The sequence below is a fragment of the bacterium genome (assembly GCA_036504735.1).
Lineage (GTDB): Bacteria > Electryoneota > RPQS01 > RPQS01 > RPQS01 > DASXUQ01.
The window spans coordinates 399741-414496 of sequence record DASXUQ010000017.1; the positions used below are offsets into that span (position 1 = coordinate 399741).

The window sequence follows — 14756 nt, forward strand, 5'->3', positions numbered from 1 at the left end:
GTGAAACAAGCGGGCGTAGAGGTAATTGAACGGATAGTTGCCGCTCTGCGGCGTTTGAGTCGCTTTGCAAATGCGAAAAAAGGCCCCCGATCACGAGGAACCTTAAACCTGCTGTGGCCACTCAGCAGCGTATGTGAAATTATGGTGTATTTTGTCGACGCTGCAACCTGCAACAAACAGTGGTTCAGTCAGAATGACTGAACCACTGTTGTGTACCGCCTAGGGGATTCGAACCCCTGTTACCGGCGTGAGAGATCGGTAAGTAAAAGGCTGTAAACCCTTGTGTTAGCTTGTCTCCAGTTTCATCTGCCAGCAAGTGCCACCGTCCCATCCGCGTGCATGTGACCCCGACTTCATGCAAGCGACAGCCAACATCGTGACCTATGTTACTGGCCTTCAAATCCCGAGAAGGGCAGGAGGGAGGGGAACGGCCCGGCCGTACCATCCAGCAGAAAGCCTGAGCACTCGCTCAAGCTTTCCTTTAGCTAAAGAAACAGGCTCCCCGTCGCCGAAGAGCCTACTTCTTCTGTCGTGTGCGTTGATGCTATTTGAGCAGCAGCATCTTCTGTGTAACGGTGTGGCTTGCGGCTTCCAAGCGGTAGATGTATACGCCCGATGCCATGCATGTTCCGTTCCAACTGATGGAATGGTAGCCCGCCGCCTGCGGGGCATCGACTAAGGTCGCCACCTGTTGTCCCATCACATTATAAAGCGTCAGGCGGACTTGGCCTGATGCAGGCACGGCGTAACGGATCGTCGTCGTGGCATTGAAGGGATTCGGATAGTTCTGCTCGAGGATGCAGGTTTCCGGAGCCTTCAGGTAGTTCTCGTGATGCGCCTCCGGAGCCGCAGGAATTACCCGCTCCACGGCACGCCGCAGCGATTGAATGGTCTGGGCGGAGACGACGGGGGCTTCTGAATCCAGGCCGCTACGCAGGCTGTCATATTGCAGGCGCAGCACTGTGATGGCATAGTCAAGAGCCGCACAGGCCGAATCCACGTCGCTGGGCGGATTAGCCATAATTTGCTGGTAGATGTTCATCGCGGACGCGTACTGATGATCCTCCACCAGTGCGCGCGTCGCCAGATCCTGCGCGGTTTCCACGAGACAGGTGTCGCTTGCATGCGTCGTCACTACGGTGCCGTAGTAGGTCAGCAAATCGCTGTAGCCGCTGTTCACCTGCATTTGATTGTTCAGCAGGCGCGAAGCGGCGACCTGGGCCCAACTGCTGTCCGGATACTGGCTGATAGTCTGTGTATAGGCGGTAGAGGCATCGGCCGTATTCCCCGCCATCTCAGCGGCGTAACCCTGTTCAAACGAGGTCTGTGCCGCATTGGTGCTGAGGCTCTTGGGGGCCTCGCAGCCGCCAAAGGAGGCGGTCGGGGAGTAGCTCCACAACGTCAGGTCCGACGGCCAAAAGGCCCCGGCCGTGGGCGGGGTGGGATACCAAGAATTGCCATGGACGTCGTGCTTAGGAGCGGATTTGGAGACGTCCTCCATAAAGAAGCCCTTGGTGCCGTAGATGGTGAACTGATTGGCGCCTCCGGCGCAGACCGGGTAGCTGTCCTCCATCGTGATCAAGGTCAGATCGGTGGCAGTGAAGCTATTGGAGCCACCGTCCACACCGTTAGTGTTCCAGAGCACCGGGTAGCTGCCGTTGGCCAAGAGCATTTCGCCGGACTTGTCATCCTCGAACGTATTGCAGTAAAGTGTGGGGGAACTCGCGTAGCCGTTCAGGCCGAAGTCCGCGTTAGCGTACACATGGCAGCGGCTGATTTTCGGCGAGGAGCTGGTCAGCAAAATACCGTCGTCGAAATTGTCGTGGATCTGGCAGGTGCTGATCGTGGCCAGCGGGGTAGACATCATCGAAATGCCCTCGGCGCTGTTTACCGAAATCTCGCAGTTGCTGATCGTCGGTGCGCCCGAACCTGCAGGACTGTAGATGTGGATGCCCTGGCCGTTATTCTGAATCGTGCAGTGATCTGCCAAAAGTGCCGTCGCCGCGGTCGTACTCAGGCCGACGCTCGCGCCCGTGATTGTGCAGTAAGACAGATTAGCCGTGCCGCGAACGTCGATCCCGTTCCATGGTGACGTCTGATCGTCGCCGACGCGGCTGAAGGTAATTTCCTGTCCGCTGGCACCTGCGGCAAGCAACGTGCCCTTGACGGTCAGCTTGGCATCCGGGGCAAACATCAGGTGCGCGCCTGCCGATACCGTGACTGTTGCACCAATCGGAAGCGTGACATCGCCGACCACGATCCAATCGCCGCTGACCGTCGTGGGCAACGGATGTAATGCATCCGCCACGTTGAACTCCCAGCGCTTGATCACGGTGTGATCGACATTGTCGTCGTTGGAATCGGGAGTGCGCAGCGTCATCGTCAATACGCGGTGCTGGAGATCAGTGGCCTCGATCTGCACATCCACAATACCATATTCGGACGCATGAGAATAGTCAGATGCTTCCCACCATGTCTGCGCGTGGAACGAGTAGGGGGGCATAGTTCCGCCGTAAGTGACCATGAACAGCGCGGCGGGGCTGTTAGCACTGTCCGTGGCGACCCAGCAGACTTGGGAGACGAGAGGATCAGCCACAACCTTAACGATGCCATTGTTTGCAACCTCTCCGGCTGTCCATGATCCTGTGTTGGGATCATAGCGCAGCAGGCGGCCATGATGGTTGGACTGGATGTCCCCACCGATGTAAGCGGGCATGCCGTCGTATTGGCCAACTGACACTGAACGATAATGCACGCCAAAATCAGGATAGGTGTTGCCGTTGATCAGAGTGAAGTTCTGCCCACGGTCTCCTGACATCCAGATGGAAGAGACAAAGGCGCTGGCATCACACAAATAGTACAACTGATTGTTGGCCGGAGCAATGTACCCCCAGCTTGCTTGGGTGGGTAATCCCACACAGCTTGCAGGGTGCCATCCCTGATCGTCAAGCCATAGGCGGGGTTGACCGTCAGTTGTCCGACCGTCAAATGATATGTAATTTCCTGACGGCGAGGATGCAACATCATAAACGTTGGCTCGTGTGTTACCGGACTCTGTGAATAGAGTGACCGAATCCCATGTCATGTAGTCAGGCTCGATCAGCGTTTTGACCGTTGGGCCAGTTTCGCCTATTGGGTTGTAGACGATCCATGGGGCACCTGCTCCTCCTTCCGGACGCATAAAAGGCTTTGTTCCCTCTTCTTGCGTTCCCAACGAAATTGTATGAGCGATCCCAGTTGATGACTTTACTTGAATAATCAGCGACTTGTCGTCTGGATAAATGGGATCAGCGGCATGATTGATCAGGGCAACATCCGTGTACGGTCCGAACGAGGCGTGACTCAAACCGCTCCAGGCATGATCCCAGTGCTGAAAGAGACTCGGAGTGTAGGTAATCTCGTGCCATGTAATGCTGGGATGTGTCAAGTCCGCGAATGTAATTTGGCCCACATAGGATGCGTCCCAGCCCATAACCGCGATTTTGTCGTGAAGCCAGCCATTGCGATCGCTCACGATTTTGTGCACATCCAGTGCGCGAATGGCATCACCGCCATTGACTGCTGCGTTGGCCGATTGCCAATGTGCTCCCTGATCACCGGAAATGAATACGCCGTGGTTTGTCGCTGTTGCCAATACAAGCGCTTCCGCACCGTTTACGTTGCAGCGAATTGCTTTTACATCGTATGGCACTGTGTTGACCGGGAACGGTGGATTCTGTTCAGGATCAACTCGTTGCCAGTTTTGAATACCTTCACCATTTGGATGAATAGGCAAGTCGCCAACAAACGTCTCAAATTCCCCTTCATTTCCCATTGCGACACCATAAATCTTCTTGAGCACCGGATACGTGTCCACCGAGATTTGCAAATTCACGAGCGGACGCATGTTTGCAGGTACGGCCAGTGCGGGGTCAACTTCATTCCACACAGGCAATAAGCGCTCGTTAGAGGTCCAGTACATCCGGTCGGTCGTTACCGGATCATGTTGAAGTGAAGGATCGCCTTGGGGAAGTGTGGTTGTGGTTACGATAATCGGCTCGACTTGGAGGCTGTGGGCAGAGTTCTCCTGCTCAATTCCGTCCAGATCATATACCCAGCGCCCTGCCGGAACATTGCCGTCGTTCACCGCAGGAGTCCAGGGAGTGTCGTAATATGTGTATGTGCCCGTTGACCACCAATGGTAATCATAGCATGCGTCAGTCGTCGTCAGACCGCCTGCCATGCAATTCCGGTCAGGAATATCGTCCGCATAGTGGCACTCGCCGAGGCTGGTAATCGTAGTGATCGGGATACTCCGGACCAACCAACTTGTCTGGTCACACACGGCATGACAATAGCTGTATCCATCAGGGCTGGCCATGACAATGGTTGAACCCACACCCTGCTGAAACGACATGTCCGCCACGCCCGACTCGCAAAACGCCGGATAGGCGCCGACCGCATTGGTCCAATTCGAACCATAAATGAGGTGATCGAGTGTTCCGGCGGCATTGCCATTTGGGAATCGCAAAAAACCCCATTGTGGATTAGCGTTTGCATCGAATCCTGGTAGAGGTTGATGGCGGGAATCAAGCACATAGAGGTCACTGCTGGCATCACACTCCTGATGCTCGTATGCACCGCCAGTACCCGTATGTGAAACAGGGATAGCCAAGGGAGTCGGCGCTGGTTGCGCCCAGCAGACAGACAACGAAATCACGATCCAAACGAACACGCCAGCGCGTGCGAGTCGGCAAAACATGATGCTCTCCTAAGAAAATACGTTGAGTACATTACTCACCGCCCAAAGGGGCAGGACTTATTTCAGGATCAAGAGTTTCTGTCTGGCGGTTCTGCTGCCGCTGGCGACCTCCAGCACGAAAAGTCCTGAGGCAGACGGGGCATCGGGAGCAAGGGATGTGCGACTGTTGGCAAGCCGCCGTTGCAGCAGTCGTTGTCCCAGCAGATTGTAGACGCTGACGGTGACCGGCCCCTGCGCAAACCACTCCGGTGCAAGCTGAAGCGATGGCCAGCCGTTGCTTGGGTTGGGAAACACCGACACCGCGAAGGAGGACGGCGGAAGGATGAAGGATGAAGTTGCGGACGGCCCCTGAGCCACGAAGGAGAGCCAACCGGTGTCGGGGACGCTGGTAATGTTCTCCCAGAAGTCCTCGGCTTGGCCCCGATAATCGAACCGGCCTTCATGCGGCACCACAAACGTGGTACTGTAGCGCGAGCCCGATGTCCGTTCCATGCTCACGGTGCTGACCTGACCGCTGTCGGAAATCAGCACGCGCACTTCCGAGAGTGTGTCGTTGTCGGCGGCGGTCGCTTCCAAACGCAGGGTGTCGCCTTGCCGGATCGTATCCTGTCCCCATAGATCCAGTGTCAGCGCCGGCGGCAGCGTGTCCGGGGTAAGGGTTCCATTGACGGTGCGGTAGTCCTCGGTCGTCCAGCTGTCATGGAATCCCTGCCAGTAGAGCCGCACCTCGTTGCCGACAAACTGGCCGGTGCCGTACCAGCTGTAAAATGCCACGCCATCCACATACTGCTGCGGGTACCAGTCCTTGCCGTGGTTAGCCGACAACCGAAAATAGATACCCCAGCGGGTCGAATCGGCGCTGCCGTAGTCCTGCCAGGCCACGCCCCACAGTTTGCCGTGGCAAAAGGCTTCCGGTTCGGCCATGTAGGACGAGAGCGTCGCCCCTTGGGAGAGCGTGCGCGGCAGACTCCAGCTCACACCGGCATCGGTGGTGCGCTGGTAGTACAAGGTTTCCATCACGAAGCCGTCGGTGTGGGTACAGACGCTGAGTTGGATTGCGGTCTCGGAGGAACTATCGGCCGTCAGCAGGCTGTTGATAATGTAGGCGGCCATCGGTTGGCCGGGCAAATCCTGATACGGACTCCAACTCTGGCTGCTGCGGTCGCCGACCGACACACCCACACGCGAGGAACGTCCAACATGTCGGGCCTCATCGAGCAAGATGTTCGTCCGCGTCAGCCCCGCTCCGATGACGAAAGTCGAATCGCCCGCGAGGGGTATCAGGAGCCGCCAGTGATCCCCACCATCATCGCTGATCGAAATGCGCTTGTCAAAATGGCCTTGGGTGTCTATATTGACGACAACCACTTGCCTGCCGACAGCCGTTCCCGCAGAAAGCCATCGATTACTTATAGGCGGCAAACAGGTAGCCCATGTAGCTCCGCCGTCCAGCGACCGCATGGTTTGGCTGGTCACGTGGAAGGTGGAATCTTCAGTATCGTAAAACGCAAAGATGCGTCCGTCTGCCCCGCTGAGGATGAGCCGGACATTATCATAGAAGTTGCTATCCAGCCGTTGCCAAGCGCTCCAGGTTTGCCCGTTGTCGAAGGAATGGGCCACGACCGGCGTGTAGTTGGGGTTCTGGCTGCCATCGGACAACGTTCCACCGGCCAGTAGCGTGTCCCCCATCATGATGAAGCTATGGTAGCTTTCCAGACTGCACCCGCTGTTCAGCCACCTCGCTTGTCCCCAAGTCACCGGCACCTGTGGCTGGGCGAAAAGGCTGGTATGCATGATGAGCAACATCAGCAGGCTCAAACTTATGTGCCATAGGGGGTGGTGTCTCTTCATCTTGGTCTCTGCTTTTTTGCGTGGATCATCCGCTCGGGTCGCGCACCGCTACGTTTTTGTTGGTCAGCAATATGAAGAACCGCTCGCAGAATGTCAAGTGCGATAGGGCATTGTGTATAAAATGGTTTGCATTACCGTGAATATGACCAAGAAAGGAAAGAGTGCAAGAAATTGCGCACACCGCATTCTATTGGCTATAGTAGGCTTCCAGCAAACGTCTCGAACGTTCACAACCTGATTTCGGATTTACAAATCGCCAAATCTGCATCAGCAACGAAATCTTCTGCTGGTAGTGACGGCTACGATTGAAGACCTCAACGATGACGGCCGGGGGGGGCTGGTGCATCTGGTGCTGTGAACTCGCAGATGCGGTAACCCGACGCCGTAGAACAACTTGCCCAGTAGGTGCGTCTTTCTTTGTGCTCTGTATCGAAGGCTGGCACAAGCAATTTCGCGGATTACCGTTTCAGTCAGCCAAGGCTCCGCCAGGAAATCATAACCCGATAGTCATTCCTGTTGCACACCCCAAAGGAAACAGGCTCCCCATCGCGGAGGAGCCTGTTTCCTTTGGTCAAGCCGTAACACCTCTACCGGACGAGCATCATCTTCTTCGCGTCTACGAAGTTTCCGGCCTTGATACGATAGATATACAGACCGGAGGCAACGGATGCTCCGGATGTGGTCCTGCTGTCCCACGTCAGACGGTAGGCACCGGCGGGCCGGACTTCATCGATCAGCTTAGCCACTTCCTGTCCGAGGATGTTGAACACCTTCATTTCCACTCGCACCGCCTCCGGCACATCGAACCGGATTTCCGTATTGGGGTTAAAGGGATTCGGGTAGTTCTGGTAAAGAGCATACTGCGTGGGGATCATCGGACCGTGGCCCTTGGCACTCATTGCAGGGTTATCCAACAGGCGCGCACATTCGATGACCCGGCGTTGCAGTTCTTTGACATTCGCACAGCGAATCTGCGGACTACGCGGGTGAACGCTCTTGTTGTGCCGGTTGAAGAAACCGATACCCATTGCGTCCACCAAGGCTTCAAGAGAGTCCTTGAGCGTCGGAGCCGTCTCCATCATCTCCTCCAATCCCGCCAAGGCCTCGGAGGGGTTCCCTTCCCGTGCTTTGGCAACATAGGAGAATCGCTTGGCCTGAATGCGCTGCGCCGGATCCGTCAGGGTGTTGGACTGTTCGGCAAGGAACTTGCTTACCGTCCCGTTCAAATCACCCTTCTGGGCCAAGCCTGCCAGGTTCGCCAACGCGGCAGGCACCAGCTTCGATCCCGGATGATCGGCCAGGAACGTCATTGTGCGCTGGAGCGACGCCTGCTTGTCACCGGCATTGCGGAGCGCCTTGGCCGTGCGCCACTGGGACAGCTCCTCGCGATAGTGATTCAGCATCATCGCCTGGTTAGAGCGCTTCTCGTTGACGGCCGATAGTCCCTTCTGTGCTGATCGCACTGGCCCCTTCGCTAACGCACCGCCCGCCACTGTCGTAGTCGCGGTCAAACCGATGGTCGGTTGGAGGGCACTGATGGTCGTTGCCGGGTTGCCTGAGCCGGGCGTCCATGTATCCGTCTGGTGTTTGTCCGAGGTGCCGGGAAGCATACCGGACAGGCCGTCGCCGATGGACTGCGTGCTCGCCTCGCACGATGCGAAGGTTGCAAGAGACGTGTCAACGGACCAGAAAGACGGCGAAGCCGGGCACAGGTGAGCATAGAAGGCCGTATCGCCCGGCGTGTAGGGAGCCCACGTATTCATCCCGATGCTCCAGCTTCCGCTGGTCGCGCCGGACGCCAAGTAGCGCCCGTTGCCCGTCCAGAGGTCAAAGGAGTTTTCGCCGTCCCCGACGTCCACATAAGACGGATCGGAGCTGTAGATCAGCGTTCCGGAACTGTCGGCAAGCTGCGTATGCGCACCTACCAGATCCACGGTCCCGCCGTTGACCCAGATTTCCGCCAGGGTATCGCCGTTGTCTGTAACCTGGCTGCACTCCAAGGTCAGATTGCCGCCTTCCCAATTCAATATGCCGTTTCCGTCACTGCCGGTAATCGTCGTGCCGATGACGTTCAGATCGGCGTTGCTGTAGTAGTTCAGCAAACCGGCTTCCCGGCTGCCTTCAATGTGGCAGTTTTCAATGCGCAGATGAGCATCGCCGAACAGCGCCAGGGCGCTGCTGCTCCCGGCGCCAAACATGTCCACGCCACCCATCCTCTGTAAAGTAGAATTAGTTAGGTAGCTGCTGCTGTCCGTGCCGTAGCAGATGATCCCGTCGGCGAATATTTTAAAGGTGCAGGAATCCGCCTGGAAAATCGGCATCCGGGTTGTGGTTTCCAAGGGGTTTTCGTTGCTGTTGACCCAGCCACTTCCTTGAAGCACCGCATGTTTCATCTCCACGTAACCGCATGTAGACGCGATATTCGGGCCTCCGGTGCTGACCGTGTCCCAGTTCATGATCACCTGGCTTTGTGCTGTGCCGAGCACGTAGAGCTTACCGCGTGGCTGGGACTCACTGAAACCGTCCACGGTAATTGAACCATGCGGTCCGAAGTTCACTACCGCTTCTTCCGTTCCCGGATGGGGCAGGATGACCAGCGTTCCACCCTGGGCAATCTCGATCATCGTATCCACCTGGCAGGGGGCATACATGATCACGCTGTCGGTGATCACGGTCTGCGTCCAGAGATTCATGCGCTCCATAAACATCCGCGCCGAATCCGTATGCTGTATGACCGACAGGGCCGTGAAGCCTGCCGTATCCGAAGACAACTTGTGCACCGCCACCATCTGCTTCTGGGCGCTGGCACTGGCCCGATCCAGCCGGGTCGCTCCGTAAGTTGCCAGCGAGTCATACAGGCTGTTGGCCTTGGCGATGCTGTCCTTTTCGGCCCAGCACCAACCAATCGTATTTTTCAGCCAACGCTTAAGCGCCGCATTGGTGGTGGTATCGGCGATGGAAGACAGATACAGCCGCGTGCTGTCCACCGAGTAGTGGGCTGCCCGGTCTACATCCAGCAGCCGGTCGGCGGCGGCAAAGGCGTAGTCCGATTTCGGCGAGAGCTTCACCAGATTGCGATACGCGGTGCGGGCACTGCTCCAGTCCGGCACCGCTTCGCTGTTGTGCGGGGCCAGGAAGTCGGTAATCAGGGAATCCGGTTCCGTGGCATCGCCCCGGAATGCCGGACAGTTGCTCCACGAAGAATCCACGCGGGAGAGCAGCACACTGCTGGGCAGACGGTTCAGGATGTTGGCCGTATCCGTCCGGCCCCAGTAGACGTCGCGCCACCAGTCGCGGGTGGGATGATCTTCCCAGCGAACCAGTGTGGATGTGCCTGCCGAGTCGGCGATCTGGTTGTGGCCGTTGTAAAGGCCCAAGCCGATGCGGCCCATCAGCGTCAGTTGCCCTTCCCTGCCGACCGTGTGGTTGGCCCGGATGCTGTTGCCGCGCCAGTTGACGTTGGGCGCTGCGACCGTATCGACCGAACTCATCATCACCGCGCCACCATAGGCCGTGATGCCCGGTCCGGTGTTGCCTTCCACGTTCGTGCATTTCAGGAAGGCTTGTGAGCCGGTGTAGAGCCCAAGGCCGCCTGCTGTGCCGTCGCCGCTGTTGCTGTCCACCACACAGTTTTCGAGGTAGTAAGTGGACCGGGAAAGGCCCACAAGACCCGGGCCGCTGTTGCGGGAGACCGCACAGTTCGACAGATGGCCTGTGGCAAGGTTGGCAATGACCACGCCGTCCTGGTTGGAGGTCAGGGTGCAGCTATCGGCCAGCACGGTGCCGCCGTTGATGGCCATCACACCAGTGTGGTTACCGGCAAATGAGCAGTGCTTAAGACTGACTACTCCGTTGTCAGCCAGCAATCCGGCTTGGGAATTTACGAACTGGCAGTACGCAAAGGATGAAGTGTCCGCCGCATGCTTGCTGATCTGCACGCCCAGCCACTTCAGGCTGTCCGCTGTGGATGTGAACACGATGGGCAGCGAATCCGTACCGATGCAATGCAGCTTGCCATACGGGCTGACCAGCAATCGTGCTGTATCCGCAAAAGAAACGACCGTGCCCGGTTGCAGTTCAAGGGTTGCGCCGCTGTCCACGATCAGGCTACTGAAGGTGGGAGAACCTTCCACCTTGACGGAACCACCGGAGACATGCACAATGTCCTCAAAGGTTGTCTTTTGCATCGAGTGAGATTGGATACCGCTGGCCGGGCTGATACTCAGACCGTCTGTGCCTCTGAGGAATTTCACATTGTGCGTAGAGATCAAGCCATGTCTGCTATCAATGCCATCCCAGTGACTTGACCCTTGTTGCAACTCAAACGCAATCGTCGCTGTATCGCCTGCCGAAATGTCCAGTTGGGGCACCACAGTTTCCAAGCCTTCTTCGAAACTAATGGAAGCATTGTCGGATACGGCCATTGTTGAGTAAACGTAATCCGGTAAAGGCCGAATCGCCAGCGTAGCACCCGGTTTGATCACGTATGGCTGAGTCATTACGCCCGGCGTGTGGAATGTCATTGAGTGATCGATCACACCGTCTTTCCGACGTTCAAATGTGAAATACAACCGGTCGCCAACATCGGGATCCTTTAACTTCGTTCCGCTGGCGGGATAAGAATGGTAGCGCCCGAAATCATCGAATGCCCAGACCCGGTATTCTACAACTCCTCCGCTATCGGGGAGCGAAATGTCGAATGAGTACACGCTGTCGCTCTTGCTCTGGTATTTGTTGCCCAGCTGCTTGATGCGAAGCCAGTCACCACTGAGTCCGAATCGATATTGCAGCACGACACTATCGATGTCGGATGCAATCTCCGCTGGACCCGGCTCCTGGGGGTAGATCTTAAAATCTGCATGGGCAGTGTTCTGGGTGTGGTCATAATAATCCGCGAAATCGCGAATTCCAATTGTGACCGTACCGCAATTCCACAACCACTGAAGCCACTGTTGAGTGCGCCCGCTGTTTGCGCCATAGTACTCCGTTGTGGCGTAATCGCCATGCTTGAATTCACCTGGCCAGAAAAACCGCATGCCGCCCGGAATTCTCGCGCCACTTTCCCGCGCGGCATATGCGCCGTTCACTACATGCTTGTAATAGGCTCGGTTATTGTCGTTTGGCCAGGGTACAGGCGTCCCATCTCGTGTCATAATCAGGTGGCCACCAAGCAATTCACTCCATTTGTTGTCAGGTCGGCTGACAACGCCATTCCACCACTCCTGGCGCGCATCGATTTCAGCTTGATTCATGCTGACATAGTCGATGTCTTCATTGATGAACCAGATCGTCGCGTCCGGATCCAGCCCAGGGATGTTGCTCGAACTCATGCAATTGTCTCGATCTCCGTGATACAATCCACCAACAATTCCTAAGGGATTGTTGGTGCGACAAAAGCGTTTTGCTTCGAGGTGCGGACTGAACATGTCCGAAAACAGAATGAGGGGTTTGTTAGGGGAGAGTGTACCGGCAACATCGCTCATGAACTCACCGTAGGTCTGGGCAAAACTCTGATTCATATCCCCGTAATCGCCATCGCGCCATCCAGCGCCATGAATCTCGTTTTCAGCGGAATAGTAACCGCGTACATTGCCGGAGAAGTTACTTTCAAACCAATCCCGCTGATCTTCCAAGGCAGCATCACCACCAAATGATGTGAGATGATCCGTCCGTGCCAGGTAACGCGGGCTTCCACCGTCAATAATGGGATAGACTTCGCCGGTGACATTGCCTGTTTCGACAATCGGACCTGCGGCGCGGCGTGCAAAACTTCGATACGTCACCACTACTTTGTCGTTCGCATTGAAACCGTCGTGTCCGTTCCACGCCGCCGTGGGAACACTGACCGCCGCGTGGTGAACCTTCCACGCCTTGGTTGAATTACTCAGTTCCTGAAGATCATATCCGGTGTTGAAGGTGAACTGCGAGATGCCATCACGCAGGACTTCAAACGACATATTCTGGTGCTCAGGCGCGTAGAGTTGATAGAAGTCCGAGTCGACTATTTTGAAATCGTCGAAGTCGACGGTTGCGTTATCGGAAACCCCGGTTGGCGTGACTTCTACCGTGATGTACTTAGCACCGTACGTCGTAAACACCTGCTTCAGTGTTACCCAGCCATCTGTAGGCGCTACTCGGCCAAGGGACTGACCCGACTGGACTAAGTCGAAATTTGTGTGATAACCGGTACACGGGTTTGTCGGGAGATAACCACCATCATCCGTAGGCGGATAATCACCTGCCAATCGGCCGTCAGGTACGCCGGGCATATTCACCTTGATAGTCGCGATGTCGTTTTCCAACATACTATTTACGCGAACCTTGAAAGAAAGGATCATTTGTCGCGATGGATAGGCGGTCCACACATGCTGCGCATCTTCCTCAAGACCCCAATGATTCTGTAACTTCTGCTTCGCAGCGGTGAACGTTGCACCACCCCCGGACGATTGAATATCCTTCACCCTGAGGAAGATGTTTTGGTTGGCTTCAACAACCTTTTCAAACGAAGCCGGGGGATCCCATCCAGGTGGATTCGGTTGAGTGCCCCATCCCTGGAAATCTCCGCCAGTGAATGCTGTTGTCCCCGAGGAGACATGCAGCCGCACCCAACCGCCATCCTGCTCCACTGAGCATGTATCTACGATTTGGATGCTCCGGTAGTAGTTATCCTGGTTGGCATTCTGATCCAGCCAATTTACACCTTCGTACCAGTCAATGCCGAATTCTTTCCATTTCTTGTGGCTGTCTGTGCCCCAGAGTCCAGTGCCAAACCGCGTCAGGAAAGTACTCTCTGCGGGCCTGTGCGAGTTGTTGTTGCCATAGTACCATGGGCTTCCATTATGTACTAAGCTGTTGGCTTTGTTTTCAAGCATAGCATAGTACGCAATCTTGGTCACAGAGTCCGCAAAAGCTTCGGGACGGTTTATGCCTGGGTGGTTACTATCTGCTTTGGGAACCAATGTTGGATCTGGATCTCCGAGGTCTGAGAACACGGACAGTCCCCGGAACTCAAAGGTGGGAAAGTCCTCTATACGAGCAACACCCAATTCAAACTCAGTACCCGCCACGTCCACAGCCTTCCACAGCGACGTGACACCGTAGCGTAAACCTTGTGTGGTGGATGCTGTAAGATAAACGGGACTGATGACATCCGGCACAAGAATGTAGTATCCTTCGGGATGGTACTTATCCATCGGCGAGTGATGCCAGGGCTCCCAGCTATCGGTATCGAAAACCGGGCGCATGTAGGGGTTCCAAAGGCCCAGAACAATATCATTTTCCTCAGGTGGAGGCAGGCACCCCCACCGCTCCACCGTCACCGCTAAGGGAACCTGATGGTCTTCGGCGACCTTCCGCAAACGCGTGGCCAGCTCTTCTGCACACCAAGCGATTTCTAAGTCTTCCGCCGAAGTGCCGCCTCCGCTTAAGTAACGAATCTTAAGCGGATTGGAAAGGTGAAGTGGCTCGGCGTCTGGATCAAGACCCTTGATAGTTTGTATCTCAGGCTTAACGTTGGTCCACCAGCCGTAACCGGGTTGCGTGAACACAATTCCGAACACAATTAGTAGAAAAAGTAATTTGCTCCCGTTCACAGGGCGCCTCCAAGGTAAAAGTACGCGTGCAGTAACAACTGCTGCTCTAAGGTGAGCAACTATTCTATCAGCGAAGCAACATGAGTTTACACTGGGCAGACTGGCCGACGATTTCGAGGCGAGCAAAGTAGATCCCAGATGCCAGGGATCCTCCATCAACGCTAAGGCGGTGCTCACCCGCGCTCAATGTGCCCGCATTCCGCGAAATCACCAGCCGGCCTTCAATATTATATATGGACAACTTGACGCTGGCCGTTGCCGGCAGGGTGAAGGAAAGCGTCGTGCTGGAGTTGAAGGGATTGGGAAAGGCGGAAAGGGTGAAGGATTGTGGTATGGGTAAAGGCTTTGGCGCAGTGTCCGTACTGTCTTCAGGCAGGTCGTAGCATAGATAGAAGCCGTAGCCGTGTTCCACGCCATGATCGTCTGGTACCAGAGCGTTGGGGGTTACGGGCAAATCATGTGAGTCTGAGGTCCCCGCCAGCCAGACGGTATGCTGATCGCTGTCCCAGAGTATCCCGTTCGGAAATTCGCGATCACTGCCACCAAGGAAGGTGCTGTATTCCAAACGGCGC

Annotated in this window: 4 protein-coding genes; all 4 read right to left on the bottom strand. The window is 56.0% G+C overall.

Going from position 1 to position 14756, the window contains the following annotated elements:
• Positions 1–544: 544 nt before the first annotated feature.
• The gene (locus VGL38_14100) at positions 545–4510 is read right to left on the bottom strand and encodes a right-handed parallel beta-helix repeat-containing protein (protein ID HEY3296558.1); all 3966 of its coding nucleotides are present in this window, start codon (positions 4508–4510) and stop codon (positions 545–547) included.
• 288 nt (positions 4511–4798) lie between these two features.
• Complete coding sequence (locus VGL38_14105; GenBank protein HEY3296559.1) at positions 4799–6592, bottom strand: T9SS type A sorting domain-containing protein; 1794 nt, start codon at positions 6590–6592, stop codon at positions 4799–4801.
• Positions 6593–7179: 587 nt separating this feature from the next.
• Positions 7180–14184, bottom strand: coding sequence for a right-handed parallel beta-helix repeat-containing protein (locus tag VGL38_14110; GenBank protein HEY3296560.1), 7005 nt, complete (start codon positions 14182–14184; stop codon positions 7180–7182).
• A gap of 67 nt (positions 14185–14251) precedes the next feature.
• On the bottom strand, positions 14252–14756 hold a 505-nt coding region (locus VGL38_14115; GenBank protein ID HEY3296561.1), incomplete at its 5' end, for a T9SS type A sorting domain-containing protein.

Coding starts and splice junctions, on each gene's coding strand:
- VGL38_14105 (HEY3296559.1), bottom strand. CDS start 6,592: ATGAAGAGACACCACCCCCTATGGCACATAAGTTTGAGCCTGCTGATG.